Annotated in this window: 21 protein-coding genes; 11 read left to right on the top strand and 10 right to left on the bottom strand. The window is 45.0% G+C overall.

Annotation, left to right across the window (positions count from 1 at the left end):
• The first annotated feature begins 47 nt into the window (after positions 1-47).
• The 7 genes from DYADSP32_RS08595 to DYADSP32_RS08565 all read left to right on the top strand — a co-directional run bounded on the left by DYADSP32_RS08595 (position 48) and on the right by DYADSP32_RS08565 (position 9,320).
• Positions 48-488: a Rieske 2Fe-2S domain-containing protein gene (locus DYADSP32_RS08595; RefSeq protein WP_149243110.1), complete on the top strand. Its 441-nt coding sequence runs from the start codon at positions 48-50 to the stop codon at positions 486-488.
• A gap of 11 nt (positions 489-499) precedes the next feature.
• Positions 500-1,414 (top strand): DUF5777 family beta-barrel protein, encoded by a 915-nt coding sequence (locus tag DYADSP32_RS08590; RefSeq protein WP_149243111.1) that lies wholly within the window; start codon positions 500-502, stop codon positions 1,412-1,414.
• Positions 1,404-1,967, top strand: a complete 564-nt coding sequence (locus tag DYADSP32_RS08585; RefSeq protein ID WP_414617630.1) for a YceI family protein — start codon at positions 1,404-1,406, stop codon at positions 1,965-1,967. The genes DYADSP32_RS08590 and DYADSP32_RS08585 overlap by 11 nt, the downstream gene beginning before the upstream one ends.
• Positions 1,968-2,126: 159 nt before the next feature.
• Positions 2,127-6,485 carry a CusA/CzcA family heavy metal efflux RND transporter gene (locus tag DYADSP32_RS08580; RefSeq protein WP_149243112.1) on the top strand — a complete coding sequence of 1,453 codons (4,359 nt, stop codon included), beginning with the start codon at positions 2,127-2,129 and terminating at the stop codon, positions 6,483-6,485.
• Between the two features lie 7 nt (positions 6,486-6,492).
• Entirely contained in the window at positions 6,493-7,626 is a 1,134-nt protein-coding gene (locus tag DYADSP32_RS08575; protein WP_149243113.1) for an efflux RND transporter periplasmic adaptor subunit, read from the top strand.
• Positions 7,627-7,671: 45 nt separating this feature from the next.
• Positions 7,672-8,772 (top strand): VIT1/CCC1 transporter family protein, encoded by a 1,101-nt coding sequence (locus DYADSP32_RS08570; RefSeq protein WP_149243114.1) that lies wholly within the window; start codon positions 7,672-7,674, stop codon positions 8,770-8,772.
• A 35-nt stretch (positions 8,773-8,807) separates the two neighbouring features.
• Positions 8,808-9,320 carry a heme-binding domain-containing protein gene (locus tag DYADSP32_RS08565; RefSeq protein WP_149243115.1) on the top strand — a complete coding sequence of 171 codons (513 nt, stop codon included), beginning with the start codon at positions 8,808-8,810 and terminating at the stop codon, positions 9,318-9,320.
• Between the two features lie 207 nt (positions 9,321-9,527).
• Here the strand turns inward: DYADSP32_RS08565 and DYADSP32_RS08560 are convergent, their stop codons facing one another.
• The 10 genes from DYADSP32_RS08560 to DYADSP32_RS08515 all read right to left on the bottom strand — a co-directional run bounded on the left by DYADSP32_RS08560 (position 9,528) and on the right by DYADSP32_RS08515 (position 18,546).
• Positions 9,528-10,235, bottom strand: coding sequence for an ABC transporter ATP-binding protein (locus DYADSP32_RS08560; RefSeq protein WP_149243116.1), 708 nt, complete (start codon positions 10,233-10,235; stop codon positions 9,528-9,530).
• Positions 10,235-11,494 (bottom strand): ABC transporter permease, encoded by a 1,260-nt coding sequence (locus DYADSP32_RS08555; protein WP_149243117.1) that lies wholly within the window; start codon positions 11,492-11,494, stop codon positions 10,235-10,237. Before DYADSP32_RS08555 ends, DYADSP32_RS08560 begins: the two co-directional genes overlap by 1 nt.
• The gene (locus tag DYADSP32_RS08550) at positions 11,491-12,573 is read right to left on the bottom strand and encodes an efflux RND transporter periplasmic adaptor subunit (RefSeq protein WP_149243118.1); all 1,083 of its coding nucleotides are present in this window, start codon (positions 12,571-12,573) and stop codon (positions 11,491-11,493) included. Before DYADSP32_RS08550 ends, DYADSP32_RS08555 begins: the two co-directional genes overlap by 4 nt.
• Before the next feature lie 382 nt (positions 12,574-12,955).
• On the bottom strand, positions 12,956-14,044 hold the full coding sequence (locus tag DYADSP32_RS08545; protein ID WP_149243119.1) for a PAS domain-containing sensor histidine kinase: 1,089 nt from the start codon (positions 14,042-14,044) through the stop codon (positions 12,956-12,958).
• 184 nt (positions 14,045-14,228) lie between these two features.
• Positions 14,229-15,236: a hypothetical protein gene (locus DYADSP32_RS08540; RefSeq protein WP_149243120.1), complete on the bottom strand. Its 1,008-nt coding sequence runs from the start codon at positions 15,234-15,236 to the stop codon at positions 14,229-14,231.
• Positions 15,229-15,729, bottom strand: a complete 501-nt coding sequence (locus DYADSP32_RS08535) for an AAA family ATPase (RefSeq protein ID WP_414617629.1) — start codon at positions 15,727-15,729, stop codon at positions 15,229-15,231. The genes DYADSP32_RS08540 and DYADSP32_RS08535 overlap by 8 nt, the downstream gene beginning before the upstream one ends.
• A 296-nt stretch (positions 15,730-16,025) precedes the next feature.
• Complete coding sequence (locus DYADSP32_RS08530; RefSeq protein WP_149243122.1) at positions 16,026-16,316, bottom strand: BON domain-containing protein; 291 nt, start codon at positions 16,314-16,316, stop codon at positions 16,026-16,028.
• Between the two features lie 366 nt (positions 16,317-16,682).
• The gene (locus DYADSP32_RS08525; protein WP_149243123.1) at positions 16,683-17,516 is read right to left on the bottom strand and encodes a universal stress protein; all 834 of its coding nucleotides are present in this window, start codon (positions 17,514-17,516) and stop codon (positions 16,683-16,685) included.
• An 11-nt stretch (positions 17,517-17,527) separates the two neighbouring features.
• Positions 17,528-18,361 carry a hypothetical protein gene (locus tag DYADSP32_RS08520; RefSeq protein WP_149243124.1) on the bottom strand — a complete coding sequence of 278 codons (834 nt, stop codon included), beginning with the start codon at positions 18,359-18,361 and terminating at the stop codon, positions 17,528-17,530.
• Positions 18,362-18,381: 20 nt separating this feature from the next.
• Positions 18,382-18,546 carry a hypothetical protein gene (locus DYADSP32_RS08515; protein WP_414617628.1) on the bottom strand — a complete coding sequence of 55 codons (165 nt, stop codon included), beginning with the start codon at positions 18,544-18,546 and terminating at the stop codon, positions 18,382-18,384.
• Positions 18,547-18,853: 307 nt separating this feature from the next.
• On the opposite strand from DYADSP32_RS08515, the gene DYADSP32_RS08510 reads away from it, so the two are divergent.
• The 4 genes from DYADSP32_RS08510 (at position 18,854) to DYADSP32_RS08495 (ending at position 21,261) form a co-directional block, all read left to right on the top strand.
• A complete protein-coding gene (locus tag DYADSP32_RS08510; RefSeq protein WP_149243125.1) occupies positions 18,854-19,207 on the top strand; it encodes a hypothetical protein in 354 nt (117 codons plus the stop codon).
• A 79-nt stretch (positions 19,208-19,286) separates the two neighbouring features.
• Positions 19,287-19,778 carry a DinB family protein gene (locus tag DYADSP32_RS08505; RefSeq protein WP_149243126.1) on the top strand — a complete coding sequence of 164 codons (492 nt, stop codon included), beginning with the start codon at positions 19,287-19,289 and terminating at the stop codon, positions 19,776-19,778.
• Between the two features lie 85 nt (positions 19,779-19,863).
• On the top strand, positions 19,864-20,385 hold the full coding sequence (locus DYADSP32_RS08500) for a hypothetical protein (protein WP_149243127.1): 522 nt from the start codon (positions 19,864-19,866) through the stop codon (positions 20,383-20,385).
• A gap of 126 nt (positions 20,386-20,511) precedes the next feature.
• Positions 20,512-21,261: a glucose 1-dehydrogenase gene (locus DYADSP32_RS08495; protein WP_149243128.1), complete on the top strand. Its 750-nt coding sequence runs from the start codon at positions 20,512-20,514 to the stop codon at positions 21,259-21,261.
• The last annotated feature ends 137 nt before the right edge of the window (positions 21,262-21,398 follow it).

Genomic DNA, 21,398 nt, shown 5'->3' with positions numbered 1-21,398 from the left:
TTTGACTGGTCTTTGAGACAAAAGCATTTTTAAACAAATACATTCTTATGAACTCTGAGCAAAACGCGGAAAACATCAACCGCCATGAATTTTTAAGAAAACTTGGTTTTGCAGGGTCAGCTTTGGCGGCAGTCTATTTTGGAGCTAATCTTCAATCCTGTACCAATGATCGGGTAAGCCCTGCACCTACAAATCTGACGCTGGATTTGAGCGCTTCCGAAAACGCAGCCCTGAAAAATAATGGCGGATATGTGATCAAGGACGGTGTCGTGATCGCTAAGAGTAATACCGGTGCCTACATCGCCGCCACGCTTACTTGCAGCCATGAAGGGAAAAGGGAGATTATTTACCAAACGGATCATTTTTACTGCACTGCACATGGTGCCAAATACGACAACAATGGAAAGGGGCTGAACGGCGACGGGAAAAAAGGAATAGCCGTCTATACCACCAGTCTGACCGGAAATATTTTGACCATTACAGCCTAATTTTTAGCAGAATGAAAATACGCTTAGCCATTGCAATGGCCATGATCAGTTCGTGGTCTTATGCACAGGATGATTTATTAAAACAGCTGGATCAGATTCAGGATTCGGCGACAGTATATAGCGCGGCAACTTTCAAAGGAACGCGTATCATCAACGGGCATTCTGTGGAGACCGTGGGTAAAAACAACATGGATTTTATTATTTCCCACCGGTTTGGGGCCGTCAATTCCGGAGCAAACAATTTCTTCGGATTGGATCAATCGCAGATCCGGCTGGCTTTGGAATATGGAGTCACGGATCGTCTGATGATCGGCATTGGCAGAAGCAGTTACCAGAAAACCATTGACGTTTTTGCCAAATACCGTTTGCTCAGACAGTCATCGGGTTTTAAAAACATGCCGGTGTCGGTGACCCTTTTTGCGAGTGATGCCCACAATGCAAGCACTTCATCAACAGAACTTCCTTTTTACACCATCGTGCAGCGGCAGACTTACACTTTCCAGGCCTTGATAGCCAGAAAGTTCAATGAAAGTCTGTCGTTGCAGTTAATGCCAACTGTGGTTCACCGTAATCTGGCAGAAAACCAGATCGATGCCAACAATCTTTATACGCTGGGAATGGGAGGCCGTTACAAACTGACCAAACGCACTTCGTTTAACGTCGAATACTGGTACACGCCGGAAAGTTTTGCCGGTTCTACGCAGAGAGATCCAAGCTTTACGAATACGCTATCACTGGGTTTTGATATCGAAACAGGTGGCCACGTATTCCAGCTTCACTTGACAAATTCAAGAGGAATGATCGAGAAACAGTTCATTGGACAAACAACAGGAAAGTGGAACAGCGGCGATATTTTCTATGGTTTTAACGTGGCCCGGACATTCAGTTTTGACAAAAGTAAAAAACGCAAATCCAGTGGATACTAAAACATTTAAAGTGATGCTGGTGCTGATGATCAGCCAGCTCCTAGCGATTACCTGTTACGGACAATTGTACATGACCAAAACAGGCGAGACCAGTTTTTTCTCCGAAACCCCGCTTGAAAATATCGCTGCGGTCAACAAGCAGGTTTTGGTAATTCTCAATACTGCCAACGGCGAGCTGGCGATTAAAATGCAACAGCGCAGTTTTCATTTTCCCAATAAACTCATGGAAGAACACTTCAATGAAAATTATATGGAAACCGAAAAATATCCGGCGGCGGTATTTACAGGAAAAATCAAGGAACCTATTGATTACAGTAAAGATGGAAATTACGCTGTGCAAGTGGACGGCATTATGGACATGCATGGCGTAAAACAGAACCGGAGTATAAAAGGTCGAATTGTAATCAGCAATGGACAAATCACGCTGATCTCCGATTTTGATGTAAAACTGGCAGATCACAAAATTGAAGTACCCTCGCTGGTGATCACGAAGATTGCAGAATCTATCGCGGTGAAAAACAAATTTGTACTGTTGCTAAAAAAGTCATCCTGAACGGTCCGCCGCAGTAACTATTTTTTGGAGTAAACAAGCTATCGCTTCGGCCGATTGAAAATGACATGATCTCTGTCAGGTTGAGCGGAGTCGAAACCCGAGCAACCAAACAGCGTCATTGATAAACAGTACTTTATAAATCTGCCAAACTATATCGTTATGCTTAATAAAATAATAGGGTTTGCAGTCAGCAACAAACTGATCATCGGACTACTAGTCGTGGCCCTGATCGGTTACGGAAGTTATGAGCTAACGCGGCTTCCAATTGATGCCGTGCCTGATATTACCAATAACCAGGTGCAAGTCATTACGATTGCACCATCTTTCGGCGCCACGGATATTGAAAGATTGGTTACTTTTCCGATCGAGCAGGCCAATAACAACATCTCCGGTTTGAAAGAAATCCGGAGTTTTTCGCGGTTCGGTTTATCTCTGGTAACCATCGTTTTTGACGACGATGTCGATATATACTGGGCCAGGCAGCAGGTTTCGGAGCGGCTTTTGAAAGTGCAGAATGAAATCCCGAAGGGAATCGGTACGCCTGAGCTGGGGCCGATCAGTACCGGACTGGGTGAAATTTATCAGTATGTGGTTCGTCCCAAAGAAGGTTACGAACACCGATACAACGCCACCGATCTGCGCACAATTCAGGACTGGATTGTCCGCCGTCAGTTACTGGGCGTTAAAGGCGTTGCAGAAGTGAGCAGCTTTGGTGGAAAGTTGAAGCAATATTCTATCGAGATCGACCCGCAAAAACTTCTGGCTTATGGCATCACCATCACTGATGTTTTCACCGCATTGGAAAAAAACAACGAGAACACCGGAGGCGCGTACATCGAAAAAGGCCCGACGGTTCTCTACATCCGGAGCGAAGGTTTGGTGGAAAACCTGGAAGACATTAAAAATGTTTCAGTCAAGTCACTCGCTGACGGGCAGCCTTTGTTTATCCGCGACGTTGCGGATGTAAAAATGAGTTTCGCTACCCGATATGGTGCCATGACCTACAACGACAAAGGGGAAGTTTCGGGCGCCGTGGTGATGATGCTCAAAGGCGCGAACAGCAGTGAGGTGATCAAAAACGTAAAAGAACGTGTGGCCCAGATCCAGCAAACGCTGCCGGAAGGCGTGGTCATAGAGCCTTTCCTGGACAGAACCAAAATGGTAAACAATGCCATTGGAACCGTTGGTAAAAATTTGCTGGAAGGCGCGCTGATCGTCGTTTTTGTGCTCGTGCTGTTTCTGGGAAATTTCCGGGCCGGTCTGCTCGTAGCTTCGGTGATTCCGCTCGCGATGCTTTTTGCCGTGATTATGATGAACACTTTTGGCGTAAGCGGTAACCTCATGAGCCTCGGCGCGCTCGATTTTGGATTGATCGTCGATGGCGCAGTGATCATCGTTGAGGCGGTCATGCACCAGATCACCCACAATAAGAAGTTTGCCGGCCTCACGCGCCTCACCCAACAGCAGATGGATGGAGAGGTGAATGAATCCGCCGACCGGATGATGAACAGTGCCGTTTTCGGCCAGGTCATCATCCTCATCGTGTATCTGCCCATTTTCACTTTACAGGGTATTGAGGGTAAAATGTTTAAACCCATGGCACAAACCGTTGCGTTTGCTTTGTTGGGCGCGTTCATTTTGTCGCTGACCTACATACCGATGATGAGTGCTGTGTTTCTGAGCAAAAAAATCAAGACGGAACCCGGTTTTTCGGACCGGATTATGGACAAGCTGGCAATGAAATACCGCCATGCGCTTGAACGGGTAATCCGTTATCCCAAAATGATCCTCACGTCGGTGCTGATCCTTTTTGCATCCGCTGTATACCTGCTTACCACGCTGGGGGGAGAATTTATTCCGGCTTTGGAAGAAGGTGATTTTGCAGTAGACACCCGCGTGCTTACAGGAAGCAGCCTGACCACCACGATTGACAATACAACAAAAGCGGCGCATATTCTCAAAACACAATTCCCGGAAGTTTTAAAAGTCGTTACCAAAATAGGCAGCGGCGAAGTCCCGACTGATCCAATGCCGATGGAAGCCAGCGATATGATGGTGATTTTAAAAGACAAAAAGGACTGGACGTCGGCGAAAACTTTTCCCGAACTTTCTGAAAAAATGGGCGAGGCGTTAAAAGAAGTTCCGGGAATAACAGCCGGGTTTCAGTTTCCCGTGCAGATGCGTTTTAATGAGCTGATGACCGGCGCCCGCCAGGATGTAGTTTGTAAGATTTTTGGCGAAAACCTGGATACACTGGCGCTGTATGCCAGGAAACTCGGCGTTATGGTGAATCAGGTCGAAGGCACGAAGAATTTATACGTAGAAGCGGTGTCAGGTATGCCACAAATCACGATCCGTTACAATCGCAACGCGCTGGCCCAATACGGCCTTGATATTTCTGCTGTCAATAAAACGGTCAACACCGCGCTGGCTGGCCAAAGTACCGGTATGGTTTTCGAAGGCGAAAAGCGGTTTGAACTCGTGGTCAGGCTCAGCGGCGAACGCAAGAAAAACCTGGAAGACATCCGCAACCTGCTGGTGGCCGCCCCGAACGGGACACAGATACCACTTTATCAACTTGCTGAGGTAATCATTCAGGATGGACCGAACCAGATCCAGCGCGAGGATGCTAAAAGAAGAATCGTAATCGGATTTAACATTGGCGGAAGGGATGTGCAAACCATTGTAAATGAGCTGCAAAAGAAGGTAAACCAAAATCTGAAACTTCCGGCGGGATACTATGTAACCTACGGCGGTTCCTTTGAAAACCTGAATGCTGCCAAACAGCGGCTGATGATCGCCGTACCGGTGTCGTTGCTGCTGATTTTTGTGCTACTGTTTTTTGCTTTCAATTCGGTGAAAGACGGGCTGCTGATTTACTCAGCCATTCCGCTTTCTGCCATTGGCGGGATATTTTTTCTGGCGCTGCGCGGTATGCCGTTTAGTATCAGTGCCGGAATTGGTTTTATTGCACTTTTCGGTGTGGCCGTTTTAAATGGAATTGTGCTGGTGGCCGAATTTAACCGGATCAGAAAAGAAGAACAAAAGGAGATCAGAGAAGCCGTTCTGGAAGGGACCCAACATAGGCTGAGACCTGTGCTGATGACGGCTTTTGTGGCGTCACTGGGATTTTTTCCGATGGCGATCAGTGCCGGCGCAGGTGCCGAAGTGCAGCGGCCACTGGCGACGGTGGTCATCGGCGGACTTCTGGTTGCCACCTTTCTGACGCTTTTTGTCCTTCCGGTGCTGTATTTGTTTTTTGAAAATGGTTTTAAGTTTAAAATGAATGGAAAAGCGAAAATCGTTTCCTTATTAATTCTGGCTATTATTTTTTCTAATAATTCAACTGGTTTTTCTCAGAACAAAATTGATCTGAAAACAGCTCAGGAAATGGCGTTGGCGAATAATCAAAATCTGAAAACGGAAAAACTCAGGACAGAGTACCAGAAAGCGCTTGTAAAAACGGCAGTCGTTTTACCACAGACGGGATTCCAGATCGAAGCCGGGCAAATCAACAGTTTTTATACCGACACGCGTTTTAACATCTCGCAATCATTCAGTTTGCCGGTTGTTTACGCAAAACAAAAAACACTTTTGCAACGTGAACTTTCAGGAAGCGTTTTAAATGTAGCGGTGAGAGAAAATGAACTGAGCAGAAATGTTGCTCAGGTTTATTATATGTTTTTATACCAAAAGAAAAAGGAAGCATTGCTGATCTCACTTGACAGTCTGTATACCGGATTTTACCGAAGAGCTCAGGAACGGTTTGATAAAGGGGAAAGTGATGTTCTCGAAAAAACAACCATCGAAACCCAGCTGGCAGATATCAGAATGCAAAGGCAGCAGCTGGAATCCGATTTGAATTTGTCCAGATTGCAATTTCAATTGTTAATAAATTTATCGGATAATTCAGAGCCGCTGCAAGCTGAATACCGTTACAATTCAATTGCAGCGATTGATTCAGTTAATCTTGACAACCATCCGCAAATGCGGTTGCTCCTGCAACAACAGCAGATCGCGGTTGCCGGGATTGATGTAGAAAAATCTAAACTTTTGCCGCAGCTGAATATTGGCTACAACAACATGAGCATGCGTGGCACGGGTGCGGACGATAAAACTTACGGAAGTGGCCAAAGATTTCAGTCGGCACAGATCGGTGTGGGGATTCCCATTTTTGCAGGTGCGCAAAAGGCAAGGATCAATGCTGCCCGGATCAATGAAGAAATCAGCCGTCAGACTTATCAGGCGGGTGCGCAGGCTTTGAAATCACAATATTTGTCGGCCTTGGCAGAATACCGTAAATTTCTGACAGCGGTTGAATATTATGAAACGAACGGACTAAATAATGCGGCGTTGATCACTACAACGGCCAATCAGCAACTGTCGGGCGGTAGCATCAATTACCTGCAATGGGTACAGCTTATCAACCATGCCACTGCAATCCGAAGCCTTTACCTGGACGCCCTGATGAACCTGAATAGCAAAGCCATTGATCTTGATTATTACCTCCAAAATTAAACCTGCCATGACCAGATATTTGATATATAGCCTAACTTTTTGCCTGTTTTTGGCTTGTTCGAAAAAGGCTGAAAATGAACCGGCAACAACCGAAAACAATACAGCGTCCAATGTGGCATCACTGAGTGAACAGCAAATTCAGAATGCGGGGATTAAAACGGCCGTGCCGGAAAAAAGACAGGTTTCTTCGGTTTTAAAACTTAATGGGAAAATTGATGTGCCACCGCAAAACCTGGTGTCGATCAGTGTGCCGCTGGGTGGATATCTGAAAACGACCAGACTGTTGCCGGGCACGCGGGTGAGAAAAGGGGAGGTGCTGGCGGTGATGGAAGACCAGCAGTATATCCAGTTGCAGCAGGACTACCTGACGGGTAGGGCCAGGGTCGATTACCTCGAAAGTGATTATTTGCGCCAGAAGGATCTGAATAAAAGCAAATCGAGCAGTGATAAAATCTTCCAGCAGGCCGAATCCGAATTTCGCAGCCAGCAGGTGATGATGAAATCCTTGCAGGAAAAACTGAAACTGGCAGGCATCAATCCGGATAAGCTGACGAAGGAAAACATATCCAGGAGCGTCAGTATTCATTCGCCTATTAACGGTTATGTATCCAAAGTGAATGTCAATATTGGCCGGTATGTCTCACCAACCGAAGTGCTTTTTGAACTGATCAATCCTACGGACATCCATCTCGCGCTAAAAGTTTTTGAGAAAGATCTGGATAAAATAAAAATCGGTCAGCAGATTATGGCTTATACCAACAATGCGCCGGACAAAAAATACCAGTGTGAAATAATTCTGATCAGCAAGGATTTATCACCGGAACGGACCGCAGAAGTGCATGCGCATTTTGAAAATTATGAGCCGGGACTGCTTGCTGGCATGTTCATGAACGCAGACATCCAGCTCGACACCCGTTCGGTGGTCGTACTGCCCGATGATGCCATTGTTACTTACGAGAACAAACAATATATTTTTATTCCAAAAGGAACGGGCAAGTTTGAAATGAAAGCGGTGCAGACAGGGACTTCGGAAAACGGCTTTACAGAGGTTATTTCAAAGGAAAACATTGAAAATCAGCCCTGTGTGGTCAATGGCGCGTATTCACTTTTGATGTCGTTGAAGAATAAATCGGAAGAGTAGTTTTTGTAAAAAGCCAAACCCAAACCTTCACTTTGTGAAACAACCATGGTCAGTCTAAAAAACATTCAAACGGAAATTGATGCAGGTTTTCTTTATGGAATTCTTGCCAAAAACGAGGCCGACGAAAATGTAGCCAGTGTTTTCAGGCAGATGAGTGAAATAGAACATGGCCATGCGCTTGCATTTATGGCAAAAAATGGATTGCATTTGTTGCAATTACCGGGCCCTTCTGCCAGAGCAAAAATCCTGAATACAATCGGTAAAGTTTTTGGTTACGACTATATTCTGGGGGTGCTGCTGGATACCGAGAAGAGCATAGCCTCGTCGGTAGCCAGCGCAAGAAACAAGAACAGATCTGCCAGTTCTATCTCGGATACGGCACATGTGTCGATATTAAAAAACATACTGGAAAATAACCCCAAGGTCGCCGGATCGGCCCTGACTAGATTTGAAAAACGACACCGGTCGGTGGGAGGTAACGCGCTTCGCGCAGCGGTACTTGGAGGAAACGACGGTCTTGTTTCGAATTTTAGTTTGGTGATGGGCATAGCGGGTGCTGCTATCGGGCAAAAGGAAATACTGCTTACCGGGATGGCAGGTCTGCTGGCAGGAGCATTGTCCATGGCTTTGGGCGAATGGATTTCAGTGAAAAGTTCGCAGGAACTCAGCGAAAATCAAATGCAGCTGGAAATGGACGAACTGGAAACGAATCCGGAAGGTGAGGAAAGAGAAATTGCGCTCATTTATCAGGCCAAAGGCATTCCGGCGGAGCAAGCCCGAAAAATGGCCAGTGAGATCATGTTGAATAAGGATAACACGATGGCCATCCTGATCAAGGAAGAGCTGGGTATCAATATAGAAGAACTAAACGGCTCGGCGATGGAAGCTGCGATTACTTCATTTTTGCTTTTCTCCGTTGGCGCTATCATTCCTGTGGTCCCGTTTTTCTTCCTGAGCGGGGCCCCGGCGATTCTGGTAAGTACCGTTTTTAGCGCGTTGGGCTTGTTTCTGATTGGCGCCGCTATTACGTTGTTCACTGGAAAAAGTATCTGGTTTTCGGGATTCCGGCAGGTGCTTTTTGGACTCGCAGCAGCCGCCATTACATTTGGAATTGGTAAATTAATAGGTGTTTCAGTAGCAGGTTAAGTCTTTTCAATTTTTCACCATAAAACGCCCTGATCATGTTCAAAAAAATTGCACTCGGTTTACTTCTTATTTTGATGATCATTCAATTTATCAAACCCGAAAAAAATCTTTCCGACGACCAGTCGCACAACATGGCACTGAAATATCCGGTTTCCGGTGAAGTAAAGGAACTTTTGAGGGTAGCTTGCGATGATTGTCACAGTAACAAAACAGCCTATCCATGGTACGTCAATATTCAGCCGGTTGCCTGGTTTCTTGACAATCATGTAAAAGAGGGAAAAAGAGAGCTCAATTTCTCTTCTTTTACCAAACTTCCCATTGCGGTTCAAAACCACAAATTTGATGAGATCATTGAAATGGTGGAAGAAAAGGAAATGCCGCTGAAATCGTATACTTTTTTTGGACTACATAAAGAAGCCAATCTGACCGCTCAGCAGCGGGAGCTCATCATCACCTGGGCACGGGAGCAAATGACGATGCTGAAAAAGGAATATCCGGCTGACAGTCTTGTGATGAAAAGAAAGACGCCGCCTACGCCGGAAGGATAGTAATGATTCCCCCGATTTCAGGCTATTTGTTGTTGATGCTACTGCCTTTTTGCTCTTATACTCCCGACATTTTGCCCAGCTAACAATAGATTATTTTCTATTGAAAATCAACAAGTTAAATCCGGGTAAAGCGACGTGATGTAAACAGCGGTCAGTAGATTAAGTCGCCATAGGCAATAGGTGCACGAGAAGGATAAATCAGGGCGGTTAATCATTCAAAAGGGATGCAAGGCGCTGATCATGAATGATTCTGCCATCTTCCATTTCAATATTCCGATGGGTCTTGCTGGCAAAGTTTACGTCGTGGGTTACAATGAGCAGGGTCTGGTTAAATTCTTCCACCAGTCTTTTGAAAGTGTCAAACACGATCTCACTGTTCTTTTTATCGAGGTTTCCGGTTGGCTCGTCACCCATGATAATCATGGGATCGTTGATCAGCGCTCTGGCAATGGCGACGCGTTGCTTTTCTCCGCCTGATATTTGTTTGGCATTTTTGAGAGCAAGATGGTCGATGCCAAGCATTTTAAGCTTGTCCATGGCGTGATGTTCTATCTGGCTATAAGGAAACCTGTTGAGTTTCAACCCGGGAAGCATCACATTTTGTAAGACCGTAAATTCGTTGAGCAGGTAGTGAAACTGAAATACGAATCCAATTTTCTCGTTCCGGATTCTGGCAAGCTGTTCCTCTTTTTTATTTTTCATGGATTCGCCGTCAATCCGGAGCTCTCCCTGGTAATCGGTGTCCATGGTTGAAAGGATGTAGAGCAAGGTCGATTTCCCACATCCCGACTTTCCGGTTACCGAAATGAATTCACCCTGGGTTATCGAGAAGCTGATATCCGAAAGAACCCGAACCTGTATCGGATCGATGAAGTCCTTGTTTATGTGTTGAGCCTCTAAAATGATCTTTCCCATTATTTTCCTCTGATAATAACGACCGGATCCACTTTGCTGGCTTTTCGGGAGGGGAACCAGCCTGCCATAAAGGTGGTGACAAGCGAAAAAACAATTCCGATTCCATAAAACCATGGGTCGTAGTTGACGGGGTAGGTTTTGATTGTGGGCAGAGAAGGTGTGACAAAAGGAATCTGGTCAATGACCAGAGAGAGTCCAAAGCCCACCAGCAAGCCAACAATTCCACCGAAAAACCCGATTACGAGCGCAATAAGCAGAAAGATCTTTTGAACGTCCCTCCCCGAAAATCCGGTCGCTTTCAGTATCGCTATGGTATCCATCTTTTCATAAATCATCATGTTGAGGATGTTGTAAATACCAAAACCGGCCACTATCAGAACAGTGATCCCCACGGCGTAAGAAATAAGGGTGCGGATAAAACTACCTGTTTCAAATTGTGCGTTTGCGGTCTGGATGTCTTCGGCATCGGTGTTGAAAATGCGGGCAAAACTTTTAGCCATTGCCGGAGCTTCGTTTAGATCAGTCAGTTTGATCTGGATATCGGTAACGTAGCTACCCGTCTTTCCCATTAGCTTCTGTACCACACTGAGTGAAGCGAAACTTTGGGCTTTGTCATATTCCTGTACGCCGGATTGAAAAAGACCAACGACCTTCAGCTGAAAAGTTTCACCTTTGGCGGTTGTTACCTGTATCACTTTACCTACATCGGTAAGCAGAAGTTCAGCTAAGGTTTTACCCAGTATAATGCTATTGGGGATTTTCACAAGATCCGATCCTGCACCCGCAATGATGTAGTCATCAAAATGAAACAGCTTGTTTTCCTGCATAGGTTCAATGCCTTGTATCAAACCGCTGAGATCAATACTCCCATCATTGAAAAATACCTGGGTGGTTATTCTGGGGGTAACGCCTGTTACCTTATTATGGTTTTTCAGATAGTCAATGATGGCGGCGCTGTTGTGTATTTCCTGTCTTCCATTTACCGCCTTCACAGAACTGATAAAATGATAGGCGTTTTTATAAGTGTCGTCGCGCATAACTGGCTGCTCGGGATTGGGTCTGATGGCATTATACAGGCGGATATGCGGCACCCGGTTTAGGATGAGTCCGTCAAGTAATACATTGAGGCCGGTCATAAAGCCCAGCAACGAAATAAACATGGCAATGCTGAAAGTAACACCTACGGCAGCCACCAGCGTTTGTTTCCATCGGGCGATGAGCAGCACTTTCGCAATATCAAATAGCAGACGGGCTTTCATTGGGGTTTTATTAAGTTTTCGTCTCCTTTTAATCCTCCCAGAATTTCCACACGTTGGTAGTCCATCAGTCCCGTCGACACTTTTTGTTTCTTTTCTTTTTGTAAAAGGACGTACCCGCCATCCAGGAGGTAATCTCTTGGAATGGTAAGCGCTTTTTCCTTGTGGCTGATCACGATGTTCGCTTCACAGGTCAGGTTTGGATAAAGGGTTTGCGGCGCTTTCACAAACACGGCTTCAATGGTAAAGGATTTGGAACGTTCGTTCATATAGGGAATCACTCGTGACACTTTCGCTTCGAAGGTTGTCCCACGGTAACTATCCATATTCACGAGAATTTTTTGTCCAATTTTGATTTTGGCTATATCGTACTCATCTATCTGCAATTCAATGAGGAACCTGCTTGCGTCTCCGATGATGGCGATGGCAGTCTGTGGCGTGACCATTTCGCCGGCTTTTTTCAGAATGTCATAGACTTGCCCTTCACTTTCACTTTTAATGATATAGTCTTTGGCGGAGGTTTGTAAGATCTGGAGATTCTTTTGAGACTGCTGCTCCTGAAAACGTAATTGCTTCAGGGCCTCGTTGTACCTTAACTTTGCGGTTTCAAAGGCATTTACCGCGTTGCTGTATGCAAGTTCACGCTGTTCGTATTCGAGCCGGGTTCCTATTTTTTGATCCCAGAGATTTTTCTGTCTTTCGAAAAGAGAGGCGTCGTTGTTCATTTTTTGTCTGGCCAGCGAAATGTTATTTTCCAGTTCACTCAATCGCTCACCGTTGGCCGAGATTCTGGAATATGCTGCAGCAAGCCCCGCATTTTCGGTATTCAGCATGGCAACCTTGCCAACCAGCTGGATAACAGGTGTTCCCTTTTTTACCAAATCTCCCTCAGATACCAGCACTTTTTCAACCAGTCCGTTCACTGTGGAATAAACCTGATATTGGTTTTCGCCTTTAATGACCCCAGACGCATACACCGACTCGGTGATGGTTCCGGTTACAGGCCTGGTTGTTTCCGGTTTACTGCCACAGGATGTACAGAATGCGGATAGGAGTAATAGGATCAGAAATTTTGAATACATCAGCAAAGCTCGAATTTATTATACTTCATGTTTGTAATCTGAAATCTCGTGTATGAGAAATGTCCTTAATTCAATTGCCAGGCAATTTTCAGGTCGATGGGGGTGAGCCATTTTGTTCCTTAACTTAACGTTGGACAGCTCGTGTAGCTGCCCCGTGCCGTTTTTCTTTTGCCCATACGACACAGGATTTGCATGTGCTCCTTTCATATTTATTGGTGAAGAAAACCATTCAAGAAATTGAATTTAGTCACTAACTATTACTTACAAATTTAGTACTTGGATTTACGCGAATGGGTGATGCTTGTTTTGCGCATACATGAGCAACATCAGGATCTGGCCGGTAACCCTTTGGTTTTGCGGTAAATGATATGGCCTATGGCAATTACTTTTTAAAGCTTACTCTGAAAGTGGTACCCACGTCCACCTCGCTTTCTACCTCAATAAACCCGTCCAGCGAGTCAACCTGATATTTGGTTATGTACAGGCCAATGCCATTGGCGTCGGTATTCCCGTGGAAAGCCTGATGCAGACCAAATAGCGAGTTTCCATGCCTTTGTAAGTCTATACCCAATCCGTTATCGCGAATGTCCAGGGCGATGTACTGTTCTGTTTCGCTTGACTGTAAGGTGATGAGGGGTTGTCGGCTACTGTGCCTGTATTTTAAGGCATTTGTCAGCAGGTTAAGAAGAATACTTTCCAGGTAAGCAGGGTTTGTTATCAGGGACAATCCGGAATCCACATTCATCTGAATGGTAGCCTTGCATGCGTCAATTTCGAGTCTTAATAGGGCCACCGTTTGGTTAATAAATTGCAGCAGATTACACGGTATGTGATTTTTCTCCTGCTGATTTTGCGTTCGGACAATTTCCGTAAGGTGGTTTACGGTAGCTGTAAAGCTTTTGGACAAGTCGCCAAGGTAATTCAGGATGACTGCTTTTTCATCGTCGAAGTCGTTAGGATTCAGCATCTGAAGCAGAGAATCCAGGTTTCCGGAATAGGACCTGAGATTGTGCGACACTACGTTTGCAAAGTTTTTGAGCTGATTGTTCTGTGCAGTGATTACCTCATTTGATTTAATCAGCTCTTTTTCAAGTACTTTTAATTTGTGCACATCGGCAACATGCGCACAAAAGCCCAGGACTTTGCCATCTTCAATATCAGGGAAATAGCCCGCTAGTGAGCACCTTACTTCTCCGGTAGGTAGTGTTATTTCACGTTCAAAAAGCTGTGTTTCACCTCTTAAAGCGCCCTGAATATAGGGGAAGTTTTTTGCGTAGAGGGGACCTAATAGATCAGGAAGCGTCATTTTATCAATCATATCTTCCTGGCTTTTACCAAACCATTTCAAGAATGAAGCATTGGCAAATCTGCATACCAGATTTTTGTCCCAGTAAGCTATCATTGCGTCGATATGGTTGGTCACCTTGGTGGCGAAGATTTCAGTCCTTTTCCTGTTCAGGTCTTCCTGCATATTAAGTTAACAAAATTGTATCGCGCTGTCCGTATTAATTGAAAGATGTATTCGTTGCTGTTTATACTTCGTCTCTCTGGTTTTCCGACATTGTTTATAATGATTGCTATTAATGGAGCCGGTATATAAACAGTTATTTTACAAATCTTTACCTTATTATTCTCCCCTCCGGGTAGCGTTAGTATCATTTGATACCCGCATATCTTTTGATAAGGATTAGGTAGGTTTTTAATCTCTCGAGGTGGTAATTGAAAAGCTGCTTATTTTCGGCCTGCCCGCAATGGATGGCATGCACCTTCGCCCGTATATTGGCTCGCAGACATTTGTAATAGTTAAAAAGTGCAAAGTCTTCACGATCTGGAAAACAGTCGAAAGCCACCCTGTATTCTGTAACAAATGTTTCTGCAAGATCGTTTCGGTTATATGCTTCAAGTTCCATGCATAGAAATGCAATTTCGTTAAGCACATCGATTTGTCGGAAGGCGTCGTTGAATTCGATGCAGTCGAAGATTATCGGGTGTTTATAAACGAAAATGTTTCCCGCATGGAGGTCACCATGCACATCTCTTTGGTAACCAAGGGTTATTCTAGCGGCCATCCGCATCTGGTGTTCAGCAAGTATTTGCTCGTTCCAGGCCATGCTGTTTTCAATAACTTTAAGAAATTCTATTCCCAGATTATCTTCTACAAACCGGCTGATGGTGCTAATGTCGTTGAAAGTGGCAGCTTCTCGATCCGCTATAATTGTTGTGTGGATCACCTGGGCGTTCCGATGAAAATGTGCAACTTCTTTGGCGAGCGCAATAATGAAAGGTTTGAAAACCTGTCGCTTAGCAAGAAGTTTATCCATTCGTTTCGCAGGATTCAGCCGCTTCATTTGAACGGCGTAGTCAACGATTGTTCCCTCGCCGTCTCCAACAGTCCAGTCCGGAGCCGTATAACGTACCGGAACAACGTCTATATAAATGGTGGAAAACCTCTTGTTCAGATACAATTCCTTTTCACAGAATTCTTTTCTTTTAGCCAGGGTAGAAAAATCCAGAAAGGATAACCGAACGGGTTTCTTGATTTTGAAAACGAATGCTTTGCTCAGGACCACCCACGATATGTGTGTTTCTTCCAGAGTGCCCCGAATTGACTCCTGGTTAAAACGACCACGCTCTGCAAGCTGTTTTATCTGATCTTTATTCATGAACAGCTGACACCTCCCGGATCGCTTTACGTAGCATTTCCTCTATGTTGTCATTTGAAGAAAAGAGTTTCAGATGTGGAAAATCGTATTCTTCAAACTGGCTTTTGATCGTGAGGTACACCCCGAAATCCGCCTCACTATCAGTTCGGTTTAAGCTCAGACGTTGTCTAGCAAGCGGTTCGTCGGTTTCTATCAAAATAAAGTAGATAGGAACTGACTCCTCCCCGGCAATTTGTTTGAAAAAGTCGCGCATTGTGTGATGATAAAAGGTGGCATCCACAACGGCCGTTTTTTGTTGCCGTACGGTCTTTCGCACGCTTTCGGCCATAGCCAGATAGATGGCAAGCTTATCTGAAAAGGTGTACAGCCCAGATGCGTTCAGCACCTTCCGTGTGCGGTCGCTACTGATGTATTCAGCGTTTAATTTTTTCGATAACCTTTCGGCGAAAAAACTTTTACCTGATCCGGGTAATCCTGAGACGATGACAATCAAAGCAAATATTGGTTAAGGATTTTTTACAAAGGTTGATGTATAGTAGAAGTTTGAGAGGAGGGCAAACTTCTGGTTTTCTGTGCTGTTTACTATATCCGCAACGGCAATCCGTGTTTCATCAACAGAAGGATTAGATCTCAGGATTTTGAATCAATCTGAGATTTGTACCTCTGCGAAAACGACTGAAACAGTTTGTTAAGGGTGGGGTGGGAGGGCAAGGGAGCGTTAACGCTGTTGACCCCTCATTTTATGCCACTTCATCCCTGATAATCAGGGGCGAGGAGCTTTGTCAATTTCTAGGCGCTATGACTTACCAGATAAGGACAGGGATAGGTTAGGTAATTCACCACGTTTCGTACACCGAATATATCCGTCACAGCTTCGTAGGCCAGGTTGCGTTCTCTTTCAGAAGTTACCATTCCTTCCAGATATACGGTGTGGTCTCTAACCCGAACCACTATCTTTTCATGGTTGATAAAGCAGTCGTTTTGCAGCGTTTCGTACACTTTTTGGGTGAGTTCAAAATCGGACTGCACTGTTTCGCTATTCAGTACAGCGCGCTCTTTTTCGCTTTTAACATTTTCCATATCAGGCTAGTCGGGTTGTGGTAGGTGAGTAAGAGGCCAGAATGCTATTTCTCGTCGTAGTGCAAATCGCTCATTAATACTACCTCGAATTTAAGGTAATTTTACTTGCAACGCAATGGTTATCAATATTTAATGAGGTGATATTTGTCATCATTTTTTTGATGCAAGTCGAGTTGCCCAGACAGGCCTGCCACCTTCTACTTCTTTCATGAGGATTTTTGCAGAAGGGGCATGTATCCGTCCGGTTTTCGTCCCTTTTATGATACCGCCTTGGTAAGACCTGCCCGTTTACTGATTAGGTAAATGGCACAGGATGCCTCTGCGCCGTATCTTCCTTTTAAATATTGCCAGCCTATGCTGCTGAATTTATTTATGCGCGATGAAAAGTGGTGTTTTTAATTCACGCATAAGAACGTCGGCCATACTGTTGCGAAACCATCTTGAAACCATATTTCTTCGGTAAGCGCCCAGCACGATGAGCGCATTCGGGTTTTTGTTTTTCAAATATTCGACTATTTCCACTTCCGGTGTTCCATTTAACACGGTATACACCGCTTTGGGATAATGACGTTTCATAAACTCTTTCATCAACCTGTTGTCGGGAAGATGCAGGTTTTCGTCCGGTGATTTAACGGAGAGTACTTCCACGGGTTTATTCAAACCCTCAAATAAGCTGCTGAACATTTTGATGGCAAAAACAGAGGAGGGTTCTCCGTCATAGAGCAGGACTACGTTTTCTAATTCTTCGAAATCCTGTGGTACCAACAATACGGGACATTCCACATTCAGCAGAACTTCTTTCATGAAGTCGGACGGGATTTCGGCATCGAAGTGCGACATTGTTTCCGTTTTGTCAATAATCAGCAGATCGGCGTAAATGCTTTCATGTAGCAGCTGTTTTCTGGCGAAGTTTTCGTCCCGGTGAACATTGTATTCTACCTTGGCCGCCCGGCATATATCTTCAAAATCCCTGACAGCCTGGTCTCTGACTTTTCTGTCTTCGTCTTCCCTTTTTCTGACAATGTCTTCGAAGGAACCCTCATCCGGCACAAGACTGTACACCGAAAAGCTGTGGTATGTGAAGTCCTCCAGGAAAACACCGACCAGGTGCCCTTTTGTTTCCCTTGCAACAAGTACGGCGTACTCCGTGGCGCTTCTTGAAAATTTTAATCCGTCAATGGCAACGATGATTTTTTTCATGATCTGATCAATTAAGGATGTGTAATAAAAATGGGATTGGGCAAACTTAGCATGAGTTTTTCTGCTGTGCTGGAGGAGAGCGATCGGGATATTTTGGATCGGCCATAGGCACCCATTACCAACAGCGCTTTCTTTCGTTGAAACAAAAACTGGAATAGTTCCTGCTGCGTCTCGCCGTGTACCACATTGAAGCTGGCACTTGAATAATGCATACCCAGATATTGTTTCAGGTTTTGTTCGTCTATTGGCTCGTCATCCTGGCGGACCTGCAGCACGGTTATTTTTTCTTCGTCAAGTTCCGGGAATATATTTGTGAATTGTCTGATGGCAAATGCCGCTGACGCCCCTCCGTCGTAAGTAAATATAATTTCGTCAATACCTGTAAACTCCTTTGGGCATACCAGAACCGGACATTCCGATTGTACCAGTACGTCTTGAACGAAATCGGAAAGCTCCTCTTCCTCCTCGCCTTCAAAGTTCATGGTGGAGTTGATGAGCAATAAATCTGCAAATCGGCTTTCCATTTTAATCTGTGTTCTGGGAATGGCTTTGTCCAGGTGAATCGAATGACGGACACCTTTCATAAGGCATCTTTCCTCAAAAAGCGCTTTGTTTTTCTTGATAATGGCCTGTCGTTCCGGGTAGTCGGGAAGGTCGCTGGAAACAATGGTTTCCACATAAGGGAATCCCAAAAACGTTTTTAAAGCTGGGAGTTCTGCTGTCGAATTGTTTTCCAGAAATACCCCGGTGAGCCGCGACCTGCTGAGGGCAGCTATGTGGCAACCAAAATCAATATCTGAAACATTTAGCTTTTCGGCTTGGATGGCAAGAAGGATGTTTTTCATAACCTGTTCTGTTTTTAATATCAGGATTGCAGAGGTGGTATCTCTTTAGGAATAATAAGTGGTGTAGGAGCAGGCTCAGGCGTTGTCTCCGGAATGCGCGGGTTTCCGGGTTCAGAGGGAAACGGGATGAACTCCGGAGTTTCTGGCAAGGGAGGCGCTTCCGGTATGTGGGGTTGTATAGCCATTGTTTTGATTGTTAAGGATTTATGCTGAATTCTTTAACACGATAAATTTACGTTCGGTGACCTGTGTTTAAAATGATCTTCATCACGTATGGGTGTGACGATGGGCATGGACAGGTAGGCTGAGGTGCCATCCTCGATTGCTGGTAGTTTTCAGGATCAGAATCAGGAGTAATCCTGAGATTTGTCAGGGTTGGGGCAAAGAGTTTTGGCTTATTTTACCAGAGTAATTAGAAATGGGTAAGGCAGCGGTGTCAGCGAAAAGGTTTAGGAATAGTCTTCTGAAGTCATCCATAAAGTAACCTGAGAAATGATGAGATACATTTTTGTTTTCGCAATGTTTATTCACGGCTTCATCCACCTGATTGGCTTTTTGAAGGCATTTGGCTATGGCAAGCTGGATGGGTTCATTGCCGAAATTTCCCGATTCAACGGCTTGTTTTGGTTAATGGCATGCCTGCTGTTTGTGACGGCTTCGGTGTTGCTATTATTGAAAAACGAAAACTGGCTATGGGTGGCCCTGATCGCCGGTTCGGTTTCCCAGATATTGATATTTATGTTCTGGCAGGATGCGAAGTTTGGCACGATCGTAAATCTAGTGGTTGCCTGTGATGTAATTTTCGTTGTCATGGGAAAGGACATGAGCTTCTTTTTAAGGGACTGAGTATTGCCGTTTTATACAAACTGCGTTCCTGGTTCGGGATCGGACAGGCATTAATTAACAGGATAAAAATTTTATTTAAATGGAAGCAAAAACAAAATCAGAAATTCTGCTGGAATTGTGGAAAGAAGCACGTACACGTTTCTCCAACCAGCTTTCGGGTCTGACTGCTGAGGATCTGAAAAAAAAGTTGCCATTGACCCAAAATAGTGCTGGGTTTCTGATACGCCACGTCGGCGATGTCGAGCTATTATTTGCCAAAAACGTTTTTGGAAGCGATGTAAAAGTGAGTGCTAAAACGTTGATTGCCCAACATGATACTGGGGAATGGACAGATCTGGACGCGTTGCTTGAATATGTTGCGTATTCTGGGCAAACCCTGGAAGCGATCATCAAAACACAAAGTGAGTCGGATTGGGAAACAAGCATCGTCACAAAAGAATTTGGTACCAAGACGAAGGTGGAATCTTTGGGAAGAATTATTTCGCACACGGCCCACCACGGAGGTCAGCTGGCGATTATTCTTAAATACGCTCATGTAGACAAACCAGAATTAAAAGCGGAAGCCATTTAAAATGGCGCTCATCAGCTCATATCTGGATGTTACACGGGGGGCTTCATAGTAAAAGGTAGTTCATAATCACAGAAAACATTTTTTCATGGATCATTCACCTTTCACACCGTACTTTTTCGTGGTGGCCTACATTACCTCCAATGTGCTGGCACTACTGTCCATTCTGGCTGCCTTCAAGGCGCCAAATCTGGCGCGTCTGTTTTTTCTTTTGCTTTTTGGCTGGGCCTGCTGGTTCAATTCTTCCATGGCGGTAGATACCCCCTGGGCTTATCAGGACTATGCCGATACCGCCATTCCGCTCTATAAAAGGTTCATTCTGGGCGCGTTTGAAGCCATCATTACGCCTATGGTCTTGTTTATAGCGGTCTGTCAGGGATTGATCGCAATTTCTATGTTACTGAAAGGTAAAATATTCAGAATAGGCTGCTGGGGAGGGGTTATTTTTGGCCTTGCGGTGGCGCCATTGGGTACTTACGCTGCGTTTCCGGCAACCTTATCTATGGCTATCGCTTTGTACGTCTTGCAGCAAAGGCATAATAATCTGTTTCTCTGGGTGCTTAGGCATCGATCTCGGCCCAGCTCAAATCTTGCCAGCACTTCACCTTGACCAAAACTTTTATTCCATTGTAAAAAGGTGTCATGTAAATCCTTTTGCCGGTCAGGCCGAACAGGGCTTGTGGTGACAAAACAGGGTTGACACGACACATATCATTTTCACTAAAATAAACTCAACATGTATTCACTTGAAGGGAAAACAGCCATCGTAACCGGGGCAGGATCCGGTATTGGTCGCAGCGTAGCACTTCTTTTTGCCCGGGAAGGCGTTAAGGTCAGTGTTTCTGATATTAATGCAACCGACGGGAATGAGACCGTATCAATGATTCGTGAACAGGGAGGCGATGCCTTTTTCACACAGGCCGATTCGGGCAAAGCAGAAGATAATGAGTTGCTCGTTTCAAAAACAATAGAAAAGTATGGCAGGCTGGACTTTGCCTGTAATAACGCAGGAATAGGCGGTCCGGCAGCACCTACGGGAGAATTCCCGATTGATGGCTGGGACAAAGTCATTGCGGTGAACTTATCCGGCGTGTTTTATGGCATGCGGTATCAGATCCCTGAAATGTTAAAAGCCGGAGGCGGTGTCATTATCAACATGGCCTCCATATTGGGAGCGGTTGGTTTTGCAAATAGTCCGGCTTACGTCGCTGCCAAGCATGGCGTTGTGGGCCTCACCAAGAATATAGCGCTTGAATATGGTGCAAAAAATATCAGGGCTGTGGCGGTGGGACCCGCTTTTATCAAAACGCCTTTACTGAAAGATTTTGATGAAGACACTATGAACTGGCTGGTCTCCAAGCACCCGATTGGACGAATGGGTGAACCGGATGAGGTGGCAGAGCTGGTTTTATTTCTTTGTTCTGGCAAAGCCTCCTTTATTACCGGCTGCTATTATCCTATTGATGGGGGGTATCTTGCTTCCTGAAAAGTTTATTTGGCATAAATTGAATGTGAAAAGCAAAGTCACTCCGGAGGGTTAAGCCGGTAGTGACTTTGCTTTTATTTATTTTTTTTCAACCGAAAATTTTGAATTTTTCAACGGTAAACGCCCATGTGCGCAAA

Source organism: Dyadobacter sp. 32 (assembly GCF_902506755.1).
Taxonomy (GTDB): Bacteria; Bacteroidota; Bacteroidia; order Cytophagales; family Spirosomataceae; genus Dyadobacter.
The sequence above is the reverse complement of the archived record's forward strand: the minus strand, read 5'-3'. Positions and strand labels throughout refer to the sequence as shown.